The sequence below is a fragment of the Leptolyngbya sp. FACHB-711 genome (genome assembly GCF_014695615.1).
In the GTDB taxonomy this organism is placed as follows: Bacteria; Cyanobacteriota; Cyanobacteriia; order Elainellales; family Elainellaceae; genus Leptolyngbya_A.
Genome location: NZ_JACJOR010000340.1, coordinates 1 through 16,153, shown reverse-complemented (window position 1 = coordinate 16,153; position 16,153 = coordinate 1). Strand labels below are relative to the sequence as shown.

The window sequence follows — 16,153 nt, the reverse complement described above, 5'->3', positions numbered from 1 at the left end:
TTTGCAGGTTCTTGCCTAATTTTCTCAGCCAGCAAGGTGGTGCTCAAAAATTTTCTCTATAATAGGTACAGCAAAACGATGAGAGGAATGTCTCACGATACGCCGTTAAGCATTGACGAGGACTGGGTATGGCAGATGAAGCCCTAAAGCGCAAGACGACGATTGATGCTTGTCAAGCACTAGCGGAATTAGTGAACCGCCACACGGATGGCAAAGGAAACGGTACCCATGCAACGGCGATCCCGCAGTTAGAATTCATGCGGGAATCTACAGCTTCTACTGCACTTCGCGCGGTGTATGAACCAACGCTTTGCATTATTGTTCAGGGTCAAAAAGAAACCCTACTAGGTCAAGAAACTTATCACTATGGTGCGGCTCAATATCTTGTAGTCACAGTCGATCTGCCGCTGAGTGGATATATTGTCGAAGCGACACCGGATAAGCCGTATCTCTGCTTTAAGTTAAGCCTGGATGCGACCCAGCTTTGGGAGATTATCGACCAACTTCAGCGTAGTCCAGATAAGAAAGAAAGTTCAGTGAGAGGCTTATTCGTGAGCGATGTAAATGCCCCGTTGATTGAATGTGCCACCCGCCTCGCACGACTGCTGGATACGCCCGAGGATATTCCATTCCTGGCACCGATGATGATTCGCGAACTCTACTATCGTCTTTTGATGAGCGAGCAGAACGAAGCGGTTTGGCAGATTGCGACCTCCGGCAGCCATATGCAGCGCATTGCAGCGGTGATTAACCAGATCAAAGCTGAGTTTACAAAACCATTGAGCATGGATGATTTGGCAAAGCAAGCGAGGATGTCTTCTGCAACATTTCATCGGCACTTTAAGGCAGTGACCTCGATGAGTCCGTTGCAATATCAGAAGCAGTTGAGGCTATTGGAAGCCCGGCGGTTGATGCTGACTGAGAATGCGGATGCAACCCAGGCGGCGTATCAAGTGGGTTACGAGAGTCCTTCTCAGTTCAGTCGCGAATACTCCCGCATGTTTGGCACGCCACCGATGAAGGATGTTGAGCGGTTACGAGTTGCCTGAGGATTGGTGGAGCTGCAAAGTCTTTTACAACCGCTGATCAAGAACGTTACCACCTCTATGATTGCCGAAAATGAGTTAGTTTAGCAGTTTATCTAATCCCGACCTTGGTGGAATAAGCGTTTGAATATACTACACCCGATCGCTCAAGGGTTATTTTCGGCAATGTTGCTCATTTCGGGACTGATGTAGCGGTAGTAGGTCGGACGACTAATTCCAAGATGTTCACAAATTGACGTGACCGATCGCTTCGGGTCTGCTGCCAGCGATCGTCTAATCTCAATCTCTTATGCAGTCAACTTTTGCTGTCGTCCCCCTTTCCTGCCTCTGGCTCTTGCCGCTTGTAGCCCTGCTTGAGTTCGTTCCCGAATTAAATTCCGCTCAAACTCCGCCAGCGCCCCAAACATATGAAAACACCGTTTCATGAGGAACGGGAGGGATTGGCTCAAACGCGAGGGACATGGCAATTCACCCTGAGCAATATAAAGATTTGCTTCTAAAATAGCTGATGTGATCCCAATTGAGGTTCGCCAACAGTATCCGGCCCTTTGTTTTACACTCCCAACTGTCATATCACTCCTCAGTACTTCGTCAACGAAATCAAGAGCAGAGAAGGCGATTACGTTATCAAAATAGGTCAATTGAAAGCTATTTCTTCTTATTCTTCTTATCTTTTTTCTTGCTTTTTCCATCATCAGAATGATCAAGCTGTAGTTTTTCAGTTACAGCTTGTTTATTACAAGTTGTAATAGTGGTAGAGAAAAATAAAATCAGGATGAAATTTATGGTCTTTCAAAAGGTATAAATCTTAGTTCGTCTGTGAGAGGACATGCGCTTTACGTCATCTATGACAAGCAATCCACAAATTGAACTTAATTTGTTTTCAAGGCGGACTAGCCAAAGTTGCTATTACCCTCTTGACTCTCCAGTGGGCTAGACACTGGAACATGGAGTCATAGCGAATTCAGAGGTTCCAATCATGACTTTTCAACTCACGGTTCTCAACATGGCTTGCTCAGCTTGCAGCGACACAATTACTCAAACCGTGAAGGCGATCGACCCTGCTGCTACGGTTCAAGCTGACACCAAAACTAAACAGGTCAATATTGAAACACAAGCCACCGAGACAGCTATTAAACAAGCTATCACCGCTGCTGGCTATACCGTCGCATAGGAGGTTTACATGGAAAACGCAACCTTAAAACTGAGAGGGATGAGTTGTGCCTCCTGTGCCAACAACATTGAGGAAGCAATTCGTTCTGTTCCTGGGGTTGAAGCGTGCAATGTCAATTTTGGAGCGGAACAGGCAGCCGTCTCCTACGATCCAAGCAAAACAGATGTTGCTGCAATCCAGGAAGCGGTTGATGAAGCAGGTTATTCGGCTCTCCCCATCCAAGATGATGTGCTTGCTCCTGAAGATGATGCTGAACGGCGTGAACGCCAAGCGGAAAACCAAAAGCTAACCCGTCGAGTCTGGGTTAGCGGTGTGATCAGTGCGGTCTTGGTGATTGGTTCGCTGCCTGCCATGACGGGCTTACCAATTCCCTTCATCCCCATGTGGCTGCACGATCCCTGGTTCCAGCTTGTGCTAACGGCTCCAGTCCTATTTTGGGCAGGCAGTGGGTTCTTTATCAATGCCTGGAAAGCATTGAAACGACATACTGCCACGATGGATACTCTGGTTGCCGTTGGTACAGGCACTGCCTATCTATATTCCCTATTTCCCACTTTCAATCCCCAGTGGTTCATTACTCAGGCACTTCGACCTAATGTGTACTTTGAAGCGGCTGCGGTCATCATTGCTTTGCTCCTGCTCGGACGATTGCTAGAGAACCGGGCAAAAGGACAAACCTCAGAAGCGATTCGGAAGCTCATGGGATTACAGGCGAAGACCGCACGAGTGATTCGCAATGGTCGAGAAGTGGATGTTCCGATCGCTGAAGTAGTTCTCGGAGATATCGTCCTTGTTCGCCCTGGTGAAAAAATTCCGGTCGATGGCGAAATTGTAGAAGGTTCCTCGACGATCGATGAGGCAATGGTGACGGGTGAGAGCCTACCTGTGAAGAAGCATCCTGGCGATGAAGTGATCGGAGCCACCATCAATAGGACGGGAAGCTTTCAGTTCCGGGCAACACGAGTGGGCAAAGATACGTTTCTCGCCCAAATTGTAAAACTGGTGCAGCAAGCTCAAGGTTCAAAAGCTCCGATTCAACGCCTTGCTGACCAGGTCACGGGATGGTTTGTGCCTGCGGTGATTGCGATCGCCATTCTCACCTTCATTCTCTGGTTCAATATTATGGGCAACGTGACAATGGCGTTGATTACAACCGTTGGTGTACTGATCATTGCTTGTCCTTGTGCCCTCGGTCTTGCTACACCCACCTCAATTATGGTTGGCACGGGCAAAGGGGCGGAAAATGGCATTCTGATCAAAGGGGCGGAAAGCCTTGAGTTAGCACACAAGCTGCAAACAATCGTTCTGGATAAAACAGGCACGATTACTCAAGGCAAACCTACCACCACAGATTACGTCACGGTTAATGGTACAGCCAACAGTAATGAACTTAAGTTGTTGCAATTAGCTGCATCAGTTGAACGAAACTCTGAACATCCTCTAGCAGAAGCTGTGGTGCAATATGCTCAATCTCAAGGGGTTGAGGTAGCAGACGTACAAGAGTTTGAAGCAATTGCCGGAAGTGGCGTACAGGGCTATGTTTCTGACCGTTGGATTCAAATTGGTACTCACCGTTGGATGAATGAGTTAGGAGTTGATACCAGCGCATTGCAGCAACAGTGGGATAAGTTGGAATCTCTAGGCAAGACGGTGATCTGGATTGCGGTGGATGGAAAAGTTGAAGGCATTATGGGCATTGCCGATGCAGTCAAACCCTCCTCTGTGACTGCGATTGGCACCCTGCAAAAAATGGGCTTAGAGGTAGTGATGCTCACGGGTGACAACCAGCGGACTGCGAATGTCATTGCCCGTGAGGTCGGAATCCAACGAGTCTTTGCCGAAGTTCGTCCGGATCAAAAAGCAGCAACCGTTGAAACGATTCAGTCTGAAGGCAAGATAGTTGCAATGGTAGGGGATGGCATTAATGATGCCCCTGCTCTGGCTCAAGCCGATGTGGGAATTGCGATCGGAACTGGAACGGATGTGGCGATCGCAGCTAGTGACATCACGCTTATCTCTGGTGACTTACAAGGCATCCTGACTGCAATTCAATTAAGCCGTGCCACGATTCGCAACATCAAACAAAACCTGTTCTTCGCCTTCATTTACAACGTGGCTGGCATCCCGATCGCCGCAGGGATTCTTTACCCAGTTTTTGGTTGGTTACTCAGTCCAATTATTGCGGGTGCAGCAATGGCATTTAGTTCAGTGTCTGTCGTAACGAATGCTTTGCGATTGCGGAACTTCAAACCCGTTGGAAACCGATAGGTGACGATCGGTAATCGGCGAGAAATTCAACGATTGCCAGTTACCGATCACTAACCTCCAACTACGCAACTCAGGAGATAACCATGCTCAAACACATCACATTCTTCAGCACATTAGCAGGCTTTGGTTTTTTATTAGGCGTTCTTTCAGGAACGATCGTAGAAGCAATTTAGGAGGTATTCAAATGATTAAGCAATCAGCAATTTTGGGCGGTATTGCAACTCTGAGCGTGGTACTGGGAACAACCTCTGGTGCAGCTATCGCCCAAATGTCTCACGAAGAGATGCAGACTAGAGAACAGCTTGGAGAGTTTCAACGCATTGACCAACCGCTGTGGGTGAAAGGAACTGTGACTGCCGGGGGGTTAGGGTTAATTGGGTTAGAACTTTGGTGGTTTCTGCTAAGCAAGCCAAAATCGCGTAAAGCCGCGACCCAAGGTGGCGTTCAGGAAATTACCGTTACTGTTGATGGTGGTTACGAACCGAGCCAAATTGTTGTGCAAGCAGGACAACCTGTACGATTAAACTTCGATCGCAAAGATCCCAGCAGTTGCTTAGAGGAAGTCCGGCTCCCTGATTTCCGAATCGCTCAAGATCTACCACTCAATCAGGTGACAGCGATCGAATTCACGTCTGACAAACCCGGTAGATACGAGTTCACTTGTGGCATGAATATGTTCCGAGGTGTGGTGGAAGTACAGTCTAGAGAGCCAGTTGCTGCTGCCCCAATTACCTCGGTTTCTACACTAACTCATCACCCTGAAAGCTCAGCAGATTCTACATCTAGTGTTGCAGCTACTCTAACTCCAGCAGGCGTTCAAGAGGCTAAAGTTACTGTTGCTAGGGGTTATCAACCCAAGCGAGTCATCGTTGAAGCGGGACATCCTGTTCGTTTGCAATTCGATCGCCAAAATTCCAGCAGTTGCTATGACCAGTTGTTAATTCCAGATTTTGCGATCGCCGTTGACTTTGAGCCTGAAACCACGACGGTTGAGTTTATACCGGAGCAACCTGGCGAATATGAGTTTATGTGTGGCATGAAGATGAATCGCGGGGTGATTGAAGTTCATGCGCCTCAACACTCTAATCCTGAGAAGGCAGTCGCTTAAGTTTGGCACAAACAAGCAGAAAGTAAGAGTGTGTCACCTGCTATTCGTGTCAAATACCAACAAAAACTGACGCAACAATTTCGTCAACATTTGAGCCTCCATCTTCGTAAACTGCTCTAGAAATTGTTTTTCTCGTCCAAACAGAACAGGCATGACGGTATCCGTCAGTTCAATTCCTTTGGAAGTCAGTTGCACACTGACACTGCGCCGATCTTCTGGATCACGAATGCGAACGACAACCCCATCTTGTTCTAGGCGATCGATTCGGTTAGTCATCGCCCCTGATGAAAGCATCAGCAGTTCATAGAGATCGGTTGGTTTGAGTTGATAGGGTGGTCCCTGTCGTCTCAGCGTCGCCAACATATCAAACGACCAGACGTTTAACCCATATTCCGCCAGGACGGATTCTCGGTGCTTTTCCAGTAAACGAGCAATCCGCATGACTCGCCCTGTCACTGCAAGAGCAGAGACATCTAGCTGCGGAGACTCGCGTTGCCATTGCTCCAAAATATCATCAATGCGATCGTGTTTCATGAGGTTACTATATCTTGATATCGAGATTCTTGACTTTTATCTTTACCTCAATTATCTTGATATCAAGATAAAAAATGAGTTCCAAATCTTCTGCTCGTTAACGCTCTAGATTTCAGGATCTCCCTCGCTGCAATTCACTCACCCCCTGTTTCAGTTATGAGCTTCTTACCGCTGTTGCGATCGCGGAGCCTCTGGTTTCGCTGTCAAATTTGCCTGTATCTTTTGTTGTCGCTGTTAAGTGGCGTTTTGCTACCGATTCAAGCCAGCATGAATGCACAGTTAGCGCGATCGCTGACTTCTGCTCCTTTGGCTGCTAGCGTTTCTTACCTGGTTGGCTTCTTGGCATTAGCTATTTTGCTGCTCACGCAACGGTTTGATCATCCTGATTGGTTTGCGTTACCGAAAGCACCTCATTGGAGTTTGGCTGGAGGTGTTTTCGGGGCCTGGTACATTGCCTCCAGTGCTTATTTCATCTCTACGCTAGGCACAACATTAACGCTGGGATTTGTTGTGTTTGGACAGGCGATCGCAGGCATTATTGCCGATCATTCTGGTTGGTTGGGACTACCTCGGCATCGCCTAACTCGCTATCGTCGCGTTGCAGTTGGTCTGTTAATGGTCGCGATTTTCTTTTTGGCGCAGTAATTCATTCCTTGTGCATTATGGATATTTTGTTAGCAATCGTTGGTGCAGGTTCAGCGGGTAGTTTTTTAGCGATCGGGTCGGCTGCGAATGCTCGCCTAAAGCAAACGTTACACTCTCCGATTGCTGCTACTGCAATTAACTTTCTAGTTGGGTTCAGCATCTTAACGCTCTTGATTGCATCAGGACTTTTCAAATTGCCCAATCTGCAACAGTTCGCTAACGTTCCCTGGTGGGCGTTTTTAGGTGGATTGCTAGGCGCTACGTTTGTCAGCTTAAGTACATTAACCGTCCCAAAACTCGGCTTAACGACAGCAACCTTAGCGGTGGTCTGTAGTCAAATGATTATGTCTCTTGTCATTGATCAGTTTGGTTGGTTTGGTGTTCCAACTCATCCGCTCAATTTCTCTAGAGTCTTTGCCATTGCTTTGTTGATTATAGCGATCGCTCTAACTCAGCTCGATCGTCAGCATTCTAATTAGATCCGATTCACACCATTTTTGTACTTAGTCAACCTTATCGAAGAATTGCCATGCAACTGTTAGAAGTTCAGTCTAGTGTTCGTCAAGAGCGATCTGTTTCTCGTACTCTTCTTTCCAAGTTCATTTACCAGTGGCAGTCTTTTCATCCTGAAGCTCAGCACCAACTGCGAGATTTAGGACAACAACCGCCTGCTCTGATCACCTCTGACTGGGTTGCAGCCAATCTGACCCCATTGCCAGACCAAACGGAAGAGACAAAGGCATTGTTGGTAGAATCAGATACCTTGATTGCTGAACTGTTTGAAGCCGATTGCATTGTGCTTGGGGTTCCCATGTATAACTTCGGAATTCCTGCAAATCTAAAAGCCTACTTTGACAATATTATTCGCGTGGGTCGTACCGTGGAGTACAACCGTGACACCGCAACCTTTAATGGTTTACTAACCGGAAAGAAAGCTCTCATTATCAGTTCTCGTACTGGCAGCTACGCTCCCGGAACGCCAGCAGGCGCAATGGATTTTTGTGTGCCCTACCTACAGTTCATCTTGAATTTTTTGGGCATTCAGGATGTGGAATACGTCGAAGTTCCCTATCAAGGAATGGGGGGCGAGATGCAGCAACAAGCAACTGAGACAGCGATCGCTCGTTTGATGGAGTTAGCCAAGACTTGGTAATGGATAGCCCAAACCGTTTTCAGGAGTGAGCCAATGAACAACCTGCTTTTTCAAACTCAACCATGGCAGCCTGCTTTGCATCTACAAGGCGATCGCAGAATTCTCGCAATGCTGTTAGTTCAGCTAGAAGAAATAGAAGAACAAAGCGATAGTTTGAAACAGGTTCGTACAGCCTTGCTGGATAGAATCACCAGTATTCAGGAAAGTCAGTGATGAAAATTTTTGGCAACCCTAAACAATCATACATATACACTGGAGGTATTCCATGCAATGGCTCAATGAACCGACTGAATGGTTCCATTCAAGTAATAGGCTGATCGTTAAAACCTCTCCCAAAACGGACTTTTGGCGTACAACTCACTATGGCTTCATTCGCGACTCAGGTCACTTTTACTTCGATACCTTTAGCACTGATTTTGTAATGGAGGTTGGCATTCATGGGAACTACAAAAATCTCTATGATCAGGCTGGAATCATGCTCCGGGTTGACGAAAAACATTGGATAAAAACTGGTATTGAGTTTGTCGATGAAGTGCAAAATCTGAGCGCTGTCGTTACCCACGGCTATTCCGACTGGTCTATGATTCCGCTACTCAACCCGCCCGAAGTCCTACACCTGCGAGTCGAACGTCGCCGGGAAGCCATTCACATCTCTTACCGAGATGACACTTTAGAATATAGACTGTTTAGGTTGACCTATCTACCCAGCGATAAGATTCAAGCGGGCATCATGTGCGCTTCCCCCGATGGCGATGGTTTTGAAGCTTCTTTTGAGGGCTTTCCATAATAGCAAAGTGTGTTCAAGCGTCCAACATGGGGGAACAAGCAGCAACCTGAAGTTAAGAGAGGCATCGAACGCTAGAGCAAAACGAGAACTAGGGTTTCAACCGCGATCTCTCCAATGGCTTTCTGCTGCTGTTCTTCCTCATTAAAATCCTTGAACAGATTAGCATCAATAGAGCTTGACTCTCTAGCTAGCTGGAGAGTTTAGGATAAAACTATTGCATTGGTGAGGTTGTTATGTTAGCTCAAGAAACCTTGAAACGAATTGGTTTAGTAGCGAAAGAGGGTGGGCTGCCGATCAAAACCATTCGCTATTACGACGAGTTGGGATTGCTCAAGACGTTTGGCAGAACAGAGGGCAACTACCGATTATTCAACTCAGATGTATTTGGTCGTTTACGGTTTATCAAGCGCGCCCAGGGGTTAGGTTTAAGCCTGTTAGAGATTAAAGAGTTTCTAGAGGTGCATGATCAAGGGGATTTACCGTGTGATCAGATCAAAGTAAAATTAGAAGACAAGCTTTCCCAGATCGAGCAGCAGATTCAACAATTACAGATTCTCAAACAGGAATTAAATGGGCTTCTATCCAATTGGGAGGCCCTGCCCGAACATCCTGAAGAAACAATTTGTCCGATTATTGAACGAGTTTAGAATAGACCCTTACTTCTGATAAAAGTACCAGTCCATGAGGTTTTTCATAGAACCCATGGACTGTTTTCTGTTGAATTTGAATTGTGGTTGATAAGCAAGCTTGATTCAGCAGTCAGGAAATTCTTGACTGGGGGCTTGACTCTCCAGCCAGCTAGAGATTCTAGGATAACGACAAGAGTAAAAAGCGGTGAGTGCAACATTATCAACACGACTCAACAGTTTCCATTGTCATTTATTAAAGAGAATCTTTACTCTCTATTACTCCTCACAATATTCCTTTTATCAAATTACAGCTGGAGTCAAGAATGAATCGCATAGCAACTGCGAGCGCTATCGTCGCGACTTTATCAATTGTTCAAGGTTGTACACAACTCGCTCAAGTCAAGGAGGAACCTACTATGACAACGACAACTCACCCAAATGCGGCTCACGCAGAAGAAACGAATCACAGCCATTCCACAACTTACACCGCAAGTCATGGTGAGCATGGCGATGGTCATGCAAACACTTCTGCATCAACTCAAGCAAAACTTACAACAACTGGTGTAATTACTCCTAATATTCCTACCATCCTTCAGATTAATGTACAGGATGAGAACGGAGAAGCGATTGCTCAATTCGACCAGTTTCAAGAGAAGATGATGCACTTGATCGCTGTCAGCGACGATCTGCAAGTCTTTCAGCATCTTCATCCTGTGTACAAAGGTAATGGACAATTTGAGGTTGAAGCACAGTTTCCTCAGTCCGGCGGCTACACACTGTTCAGCGATTACCAACCTACAGGACAGCCAGAACAGGTTTCTGTATTAAAAACCCGTGTTGCTGGAGACGATACTTCTGTTGCTCAAGTCAATTGGAGCCGTACCAAAACCTTTAATGAAACTATTGTTGGTTTTGCTTCAACTCAAGCAACGCTCCGAGCAGGGGAAGAGGTTGTTCTACGGTTTCACCTGCAAGATGCAACTAGTCATCAACCCATCACTGATTTACAACCTTATCTCGGTGAAAAGGGGCATCTAGTGATTCTGCGTCAGTCTCCTGCATTAACGCGAGAAAACTACATTCATGCTCATGCCGTGCAGAATACACCAGCAAACCAAATTCACTTTGCCACTCAATTTCCTCAGCCCGGAAGGTACAAACTGTGGGGACAGTTTAACCGTAATAGCGAAATTATTACGGCTGATTTTTGGGTAGAGGTTATTTAGTAGAACCCAAAAAGCTGATTGTCTCCTTGGCACCGTAGCCTAGCCACTAGCAGGAAATGGTTTGGGCTGAAATTTCATCCTGATTTTATACTTACCTGCAATACTGCTTCTCAGCTTTTGTTCAGTTCTAGACTTGCCCCGTTATCCTTGCCCAAGAATTGCCGATGGCTCTCACTCTCAAACGTTTTAGAACACTACCCCTTATTCCTTGGGTCTTGCGCCAGCAACATTGAACGCTCCGGCAACGCTGTGTATTCTCTGCCTTTCCGGTCTGCCGTAAAAATTCATCGATCTGCCAATGGCGTAAGTCAGGCGGTTCCGATCGCCGGGGTTCCTCCTTCTTTCCACCCTCGATGGGTACGATCACGATCGGCAGAACAGGGCTAGTGGGGAAGTCAGGCATGGTCGATCGTCTAGTTGAGTGGATTTCAGGTAGAGATAAATACGCTTTTTGGGTTCTTACGCACTTTGGGTAAATTGCAATGTGGAGGCGCGTTGAAACCTCGAAGCTTTGTTGTGAAACCAGCGATCGCCCCTGCTTTTTACCAAAAATGAGTAAGAGCCGTTCTGATTTGAAACTCGACGCATGCTCTGAAGTTTGGGCAATCTCCACGAGGTTAGAAGGAGCGATCTGCCTTTGGCGGCTGCGCGGAGCGGTCGCCCCTGCTTGCAAACTGGAAAATTCTGAGAGCTTTTATAGCGAAACATCACAATTTGAGCTTTTTGTTAATAAACATTGCAGCAACTTGATCCCTTTGTTAGCGTGTGCAAGTCGAATGATCACTGGTTGATTCTTGCATCTAGGAGTTATGTCTTATGCTTTACATCCTGGACTCTAACCCCATTCCCTGAATCCCAGAAGTACACTGTGGAACGACAAGGCAGTATAGATGTGAATCGATCTAGCTCGCCGTAGCTCAATTTTCCGTAAAGACTTCCTCAGCTTTTTTACACCCTCTATTCGTTCAGCAAAGGCTGAGGACTCCCTAAATCTCAGCGTCGGAGGCTTTCACATGAATATTCAAGGAAAGACCGTTCTTGTTACGGGCGCTTCTCGTGGCATTGGACGTGAGATCGCCCTAGAGTTTGCCAAACAAGGCGCACAGCGAATCATTTTAGTGGCAAGGACTCATTCACGCCTAATTGAAGTCGCAGCAGAAATCGCAGATCTCGGTGCCGAAGCTGTTCCGCTCGCGTTGGATTTAACGCAGCCTGTTGAGGTGAGCATCAAGATCGCTCAAACTTGGCGAGATTATGGACCCGTTCATCTGCTTGTCAACTGTGCTGGAGTTGCTTATCAAGCCCCCTTTTTGCAGTCTCAACTGCCGCATATTCAAGAAGAGATGGCAATTAACTTGATGGGGATGTACACGATGACTCGACTGATCGCCCGACGGATGGCTGTGCAGCGCCAAGGAACGATCGTCAATGTGTCCAGCCTGATGGGGAAGATTGCCGCTCCAACGATGGCAACCTACTCGGCAACGAAGTTTGCAATTTTGGGGTTTACTCAAGCTCTGCGGAGTGAGCTATCGGCTCACAATATCCGGGTGATTGCCCTTCTGCCTTCTCTAACGGATACGGACATGGTAAAGAACTTTCAGTGGTTTCGATGGGTAGTGCCGACCACTCCCCAAAAAGTGGCTCACTCCCTTGTGGTGGGACTGCAAAAGGACTCGACAGAGATTGTGGTGGGATGGCAAAGCCATCTTGCCGTGTGGGGAAACCGTTTTGCTCCTTGTCTAATGGAGAAGATTTCAAAGTTAGCGGCTCCCTTGTCTGAAGAGCGTCACCTCGAAAGGCTCAGAGAAGTTGGAGCTAACTCACGCTAGAGTAGTCTGCTAAAACAGGGGCTAGCGAGGAGTGAGACTAGCCCCCAAAAACAAGCAGCTTGATCCACATCATCTGCGATCGCTATAACTTATGAATTGTTCGGCAGTAGGGATGAGTAGAAGGTTATTCGCTGTCCCCTAGCTCCTCAACTTCTACGTTGATGCCGTCCTCAATCTCCACATTCAAAATATTGAGCTGCGTCTCTAACTCCTCGATCGTCGGCAGCTCCCCTTGCAGCGTCTCTGGCAGCACGTCTCGCAGCAGGTAGGTTGAAACCCCGATCGGTTTATTTACGTCGCGCAGGGCATACTTCACGATCGTCTTGTCCTAGGTCTTGCAGAGGATGATCCCGATTGTCGGGTTGTCCTGGGGGCTACGAAGGATTTCATCGATCGCACTCACATAGAAATTCATCTTGCCGCTGAACTCTGGCGTAAACTCAACAGTCTTTAGGTCAACAACCACAAAGCAATGCAGCCGGAAGTGATAGAACAAGAGGTCGATCCTAAAGTCCTTGCCACTGACTTGGATCGGAAACTGACTGCCGATGAACGCAAATCCCATCCCCAACTCCAGCAGGAATTCGCGGATGTGTGACACCAGGGCATTTTCGAGATCCCGCTCCTGCGCCTGCTTACCCAGGTTGAGAAAGTCGAAGTTATACGGGTCGCGCAAGACCTGCTGCGCCAGGTCTGACTGAGACTGAGACAGAGTTGCCTTGAAATTGGTTAATGCCTCGCCCTGGTGCTGGTAGCTGCCGCGATCGATCTGATGGATCAATGTAGCCCGGCTCCACCCCCTTTTAATAGTTTGTTCGACGTACCACATCCGCGCGTCTGGGTCTTTAACCCTATCGAGTAGGGTGCAGTTATGGAACCAGGGAATTTGTCCAGCAGATTGCTGGACTATTTGCTCATCTGGGTAAGCCTCAGCGAATGCCCTCATATACAGAAGGTTGGTGCGAGATAGACCCTTCATTTCTGGGAATGCCGCCTTTAAGTCCTTCGCCAACTTAGTAATGACCTTCGCACCCCAGCCCTGCTGCTGCTGACGGACCAAAATCTCGCGTCCAATGTGCCAGTAAAGTAGCACTAATTCTCGATTCACCGATACAGCAGCACGTACCTGAGCCGATCGTATCCGCTCCTTTAAGTCCCGCAGGAAGCGTTCGTATTCACTTCCACCCTTGAAAAGTTCAGCCATTGCCTAAAGTAGTAATCCATTCAGTACCAAACCTTCATCCGCACAAGGGAAACCCTACGCCTCGCGCTGCTGCTGTCGCTCTTGCAGTGTAGTAATGAGGCTGGCACGATCGCTGAGAGCTTGGGTCAAAATCCGGGCGATCGCCTCTTCGACAATCACTTCTTTATAGGGAGCGTTCGCCTTCCCCAGTTCAAGCTGAAGCTGAAGGTGAAAGGTATCTAGCTGTTGAAGAACAGCATCGCTAATCTGGAATGTTGCCTTGCGAATGGTTGGCTTGCTAGCTGGTTGACTTGTTGGCTGGTTGACTTCTTTAGGATCAGGTGCAGGAATAGGAGCAGATGGTTCCTCTGGCTTTACAGCAACCTGACTGGATGACTTTACAGCTTTCTGACTTGTTGATTGGTTAACTTCTTCGGCAATCGGCTTCTCAACTTCCTGAATTTTTGACTTGTTGACTTGATGACTTGTAGGGTTCTCAACTTCCTGACTTACTAGCTTGCTTTCTTGCTGACCAACACCGCTAGCATCTACCTGACTTTCTGGCTGGTTAACAAGTTGACTTGTCTTCTTGCTATGTCGTTCAAACCCTGCCAACACTCGATCGGTTGGCGAAAGCGGGTCGTTATCGCTTAACCTTGCTCTTCTTTGCGCCATTGCTCTGAACTTCCATGATTGTGTTAGCGATCGTCTGGTAAGGTTTCACCAGTTTGGAATCATCGGCGTAGGTATGAATTGGCTCCCCAGCAACATTGGATTCTGGGAACTTAACAGACTTGGGAACTGGGTCGAATATAGGAATGTCCTTCAGTCGACCCTTGAGTGAAGTCAGCACATCCTGAGTCATGATGGTATTCCGCTCCGCCATCGTCGGCAGGACTCCCAGGATCTTTAGGTCTGGGTTAAGTCGCTTTTGGACACTTTGAATCGTTTCCAACAGAGCAGCCAAACCTTTGAGGGCAAAAAACTGACACTGCACTGGAATTAAAACAGCGTCCGCTGCTGCTAGAGCATTGACCGTCAGTAGCCCTAAGCTCGGTGGGCAGTCAATCAGGATATGGTCAAACTGACTCTCGATCGGCTCCAGCACTTCCTTCAGCAAAAAGAAGTTTCCGATCTTAGACATCAGCTCTGGCTCAGCACTGGCAAGGGAAATATCAGAGGGAAGTAGAGTCAAGCCCGATCGTGTAGGAACTAGCACTTCCTTTGCAGAAGAACGTTCTGTAATCACGTTGTAGGTGGTGAGCTGACCTTCTGTCACTTCAACCCCCAGCCCGGTTGTCAGGTTCCCTTGTGGGTCAAAGTCGATCGCGAGGCAAGAGCAGCTTTTAATCAGCACTCCCCCTAGGCAAATCACAGAAGTCGTCTTCGCTACGCCCCCTTTTTGGTTAGCGACGGCAATTTTCATCAAGCCTTGCCTCCAACTTGTTTGCAGGTTAGCAACCTATAAATACAACAAGTCAGGATGTATAGCAAGTCAGCTTTATGTAAGTATGACAAGTCAACAAGTCAGGAATAGAGCAATCTAACAAGTCAAGATGGTTAGAGGTAAAGGCAGCAGAGCCTTTCAGGTATAGAATTGGAGAACTGTGCTGCCATGCTCAGCTGCTACTCGTCCGATTCGCTGTCGTCTCCGTGCAGTAAATCGGTTGCTTTGCCCCGCCCGTGCCCTCGACCTAGACCTAGACCACGATCCTGTACTCAAGCAGTCTCTTAAAGAACTTAAGGATTAGCTGCCTAATTCCAGGGAGGATTGGGATCAGTTCAAGCAATGGTGGCGGACCAATTACGCAGCTTGTCTGAACTAGCTAAGAGGAATCATGGCTGAACATCGCGATATCGGGCATGACTGGCAGTTTAGTAATGCCTAGAGAAAATAACCTTCAACTGGTTGCGGGTTTTGCTCTCTGGGTGAATTTGTCTGGAAGCCTCTATCTGCTTCAACTTTCATCGACTCAAGCTAAAGTGACACAAGCCTTTTTAGCTGGATGAGAATTGGAGGAGTGATGGCTGAATCTAAATCCTGGCAAGCGATTCCTACGAATTTGACCTTAGAGCAGTTCCAGGAATTTGTCTTGCCCCATCTGAAAATGGGAATTCGTGGTCCGCAGCCGAAGCTCGGTTTTCATGTGATGTTCAACTACATCTTGAAACTGTTGCACCTCGGATGTCAGTGGAAAGAATTGCCCATCGAAAAGAACAAGGATGGGCAACCAGAAATTCACTACACCAGAATCTACCGCACCTTTCACCGGTTTGAAGCTCAGGGCTGTTTTGATGCGATTTTTGCCAAGTCTGTGTCACTGCTGCATCGGAAGGGTCATCTCGACATCAGCGTCATTCATGGCGATGGAACGACGACTGTGGCGAAGAAAGGAGGTGATAATCTCGGATACAGCGGACACAAACACCTCAAAGGAGACAAAGTGGTTGCTTGCTGTGATCGCAACTGCAATGTCATCGCCCCATTTGTTTCGGCTCCTGGCAATCGGAATGAATCACCGCTGTTGAAGGCAGCGCTGCCACAAGTCACCTGCATGGCCACGCAGG

Annotated in this window: 20 protein-coding genes; 14 read left to right on the top strand and 6 right to left on the bottom strand. The window is 47.5% G+C overall.

Annotated features, from left to right (window positions below; all coding sequences use genetic code 11):
• Positions 1-128 precede the first annotated feature (128 nt).
• Positions 129-1,049 carry an AraC family transcriptional regulator gene (locus H6F80_RS14090; RefSeq protein ID WP_190792167.1) on the top strand — a complete coding sequence of 307 codons (921 nt, stop codon included), beginning with the start codon at positions 129-131 and terminating at the stop codon, positions 1,047-1,049.
• Positions 1,050-1,333: 284 nt separating this feature from the next.
• On the opposite strand, the gene H6F80_RS30390 is transcribed toward H6F80_RS14090, so the two are convergent.
• Positions 1,334-1,738 (bottom strand): recombinase family protein, encoded by a 405-nt coding sequence (locus tag H6F80_RS30390; protein WP_277879152.1) that lies wholly within the window; start codon positions 1,736-1,738, stop codon positions 1,334-1,336.
• 287 nt (positions 1,739-2,025) lie between these two features.
• On the opposite strand from H6F80_RS30390, the gene H6F80_RS14080 reads away from it, so the two are divergent.
• From H6F80_RS14080 to H6F80_RS29900, 3 genes are all read left to right on the top strand, one after another.
• On the top strand, positions 2,026-2,220 hold the full coding sequence (locus tag H6F80_RS14080) for a heavy-metal-associated domain-containing protein (RefSeq protein WP_190792165.1): 195 nt from the start codon (positions 2,026-2,028) through the stop codon (positions 2,218-2,220).
• Between the two features lie 9 nt (positions 2,221-2,229).
• The gene (locus H6F80_RS14075) at positions 2,230-4,488 is read left to right on the top strand and encodes a heavy metal translocating P-type ATPase (RefSeq protein ID WP_190792164.1); all 2,259 of its coding nucleotides are present in this window, start codon (positions 2,230-2,232) and stop codon (positions 4,486-4,488) included.
• 184 nt (positions 4,489-4,672) lie between these two features.
• Positions 4,673-5,596 carry a cupredoxin domain-containing protein gene (locus H6F80_RS29900; RefSeq protein WP_190792163.1) on the top strand — a complete coding sequence of 308 codons (924 nt, stop codon included), beginning with the start codon at positions 4,673-4,675 and terminating at the stop codon, positions 5,594-5,596.
• Between the two features lie 33 nt (positions 5,597-5,629).
• Here the strand turns inward: H6F80_RS29900 and H6F80_RS14065 are convergent, their stop codons facing one another.
• The gene (locus tag H6F80_RS14065; RefSeq protein WP_190792162.1) at positions 5,630-6,130 is read right to left on the bottom strand and encodes a MarR family winged helix-turn-helix transcriptional regulator; all 501 of its coding nucleotides are present in this window, start codon (positions 6,128-6,130) and stop codon (positions 5,630-5,632) included.
• Between the two features lie 156 nt (positions 6,131-6,286).
• Between H6F80_RS14065 and H6F80_RS14060 the strand changes: the two genes are divergently transcribed.
• From H6F80_RS14060 to H6F80_RS14020, 9 genes are all read left to right on the top strand, one after another.
• Complete coding sequence (locus H6F80_RS14060; protein WP_190792161.1) at positions 6,287-6,775, top strand: DMT family transporter; 489 nt, start codon at positions 6,287-6,289, stop codon at positions 6,773-6,775.
• Positions 6,776-6,792: 17 nt separating this feature from the next.
• A complete protein-coding gene (locus tag H6F80_RS14055; protein ID WP_190792160.1) occupies positions 6,793-7,254 on the top strand; it encodes a DMT family transporter in 462 nt (153 codons plus the stop codon).
• A 50-nt stretch (positions 7,255-7,304) separates the two neighbouring features.
• A complete protein-coding gene (locus tag H6F80_RS14050; RefSeq protein ID WP_190792159.1) occupies positions 7,305-7,928 on the top strand; it encodes an FMN-dependent NADH-azoreductase in 624 nt (207 codons plus the stop codon).
• Positions 7,929-7,961: 33 nt separating this feature from the next.
• Entirely contained in the window at positions 7,962-8,141 is a 180-nt protein-coding gene (locus H6F80_RS14045) for a hypothetical protein (RefSeq protein ID WP_190792158.1), read from the top strand.
• A gap of 52 nt (positions 8,142-8,193) precedes the next feature.
• On the top strand, positions 8,194-8,715 hold the full coding sequence (locus H6F80_RS14040; RefSeq protein ID WP_190792157.1) for a DUF1349 domain-containing protein: 522 nt from the start codon (positions 8,194-8,196) through the stop codon (positions 8,713-8,715).
• Between the two features lie 233 nt (positions 8,716-8,948).
• Positions 8,949-9,362 carry a MerR family DNA-binding protein gene (locus H6F80_RS14035; protein ID WP_190792156.1) on the top strand — a complete coding sequence of 138 codons (414 nt, stop codon included), beginning with the start codon at positions 8,949-8,951 and terminating at the stop codon, positions 9,360-9,362.
• Positions 9,363-9,760: 398 nt separating this feature from the next.
• Positions 9,761-10,570 (top strand): DUF8832 domain-containing protein, encoded by an 810-nt coding sequence (locus H6F80_RS14030; RefSeq protein WP_242067354.1) that lies wholly within the window; start codon positions 9,761-9,763, stop codon positions 10,568-10,570.
• 249 nt (positions 10,571-10,819) lie between these two features.
• Entirely contained in the window at positions 10,820-10,957 is a 138-nt protein-coding gene (locus H6F80_RS14025; protein WP_190792154.1) for a hypothetical protein, read from the top strand.
• A 626-nt stretch (positions 10,958-11,583) separates the two neighbouring features.
• Positions 11,584-12,402, top strand: a complete 819-nt coding sequence (locus H6F80_RS14020; RefSeq protein WP_190792153.1) for an SDR family NAD(P)-dependent oxidoreductase — start codon at positions 11,584-11,586, stop codon at positions 12,400-12,402.
• Positions 12,403-12,526: 124 nt separating this feature from the next.
• On the opposite strand, the gene H6F80_RS31320 is transcribed toward H6F80_RS14020, so the two are convergent.
• The 4 genes from H6F80_RS31320 to H6F80_RS14005 are packed head-to-tail and all read right to left on the bottom strand — an operon-like array spanning position 12,527 to position 15,011.
• Positions 12,527-12,718 carry a hypothetical protein gene (locus tag H6F80_RS31320; protein ID WP_518523582.1) on the bottom strand — a complete coding sequence of 64 codons (192 nt, stop codon included), beginning with the start codon at positions 12,716-12,718 and terminating at the stop codon, positions 12,527-12,529.
• A 12-nt stretch (positions 12,719-12,730) separates the two neighbouring features.
• Entirely contained in the window at positions 12,731-13,606 is an 876-nt protein-coding gene (locus H6F80_RS14015; protein ID WP_518523581.1) for a PDDEXK nuclease domain-containing protein, read from the bottom strand.
• Between the two features lie 54 nt (positions 13,607-13,660).
• Positions 13,661-14,260 (bottom strand): hypothetical protein, encoded by a 600-nt coding sequence (locus H6F80_RS14010; RefSeq protein ID WP_190792152.1) that lies wholly within the window; start codon positions 14,258-14,260, stop codon positions 13,661-13,663.
• The gene (locus tag H6F80_RS14005; protein ID WP_190792151.1) at positions 14,229-15,011 is read right to left on the bottom strand and encodes a ParA family protein; all 783 of its coding nucleotides are present in this window, start codon (positions 15,009-15,011) and stop codon (positions 14,229-14,231) included. Before H6F80_RS14005 ends, H6F80_RS14010 begins: the two co-directional genes overlap by 32 nt.
• A 598-nt stretch (positions 15,012-15,609) precedes the next feature.
• Here H6F80_RS14005 and H6F80_RS14000 point away from each other — a divergent pair.
• A partial coding sequence (locus H6F80_RS14000) for a transposase (protein ID WP_190792150.1) occupies positions 15,610-16,153 on the top strand: 544 nt, incomplete at its 3' end.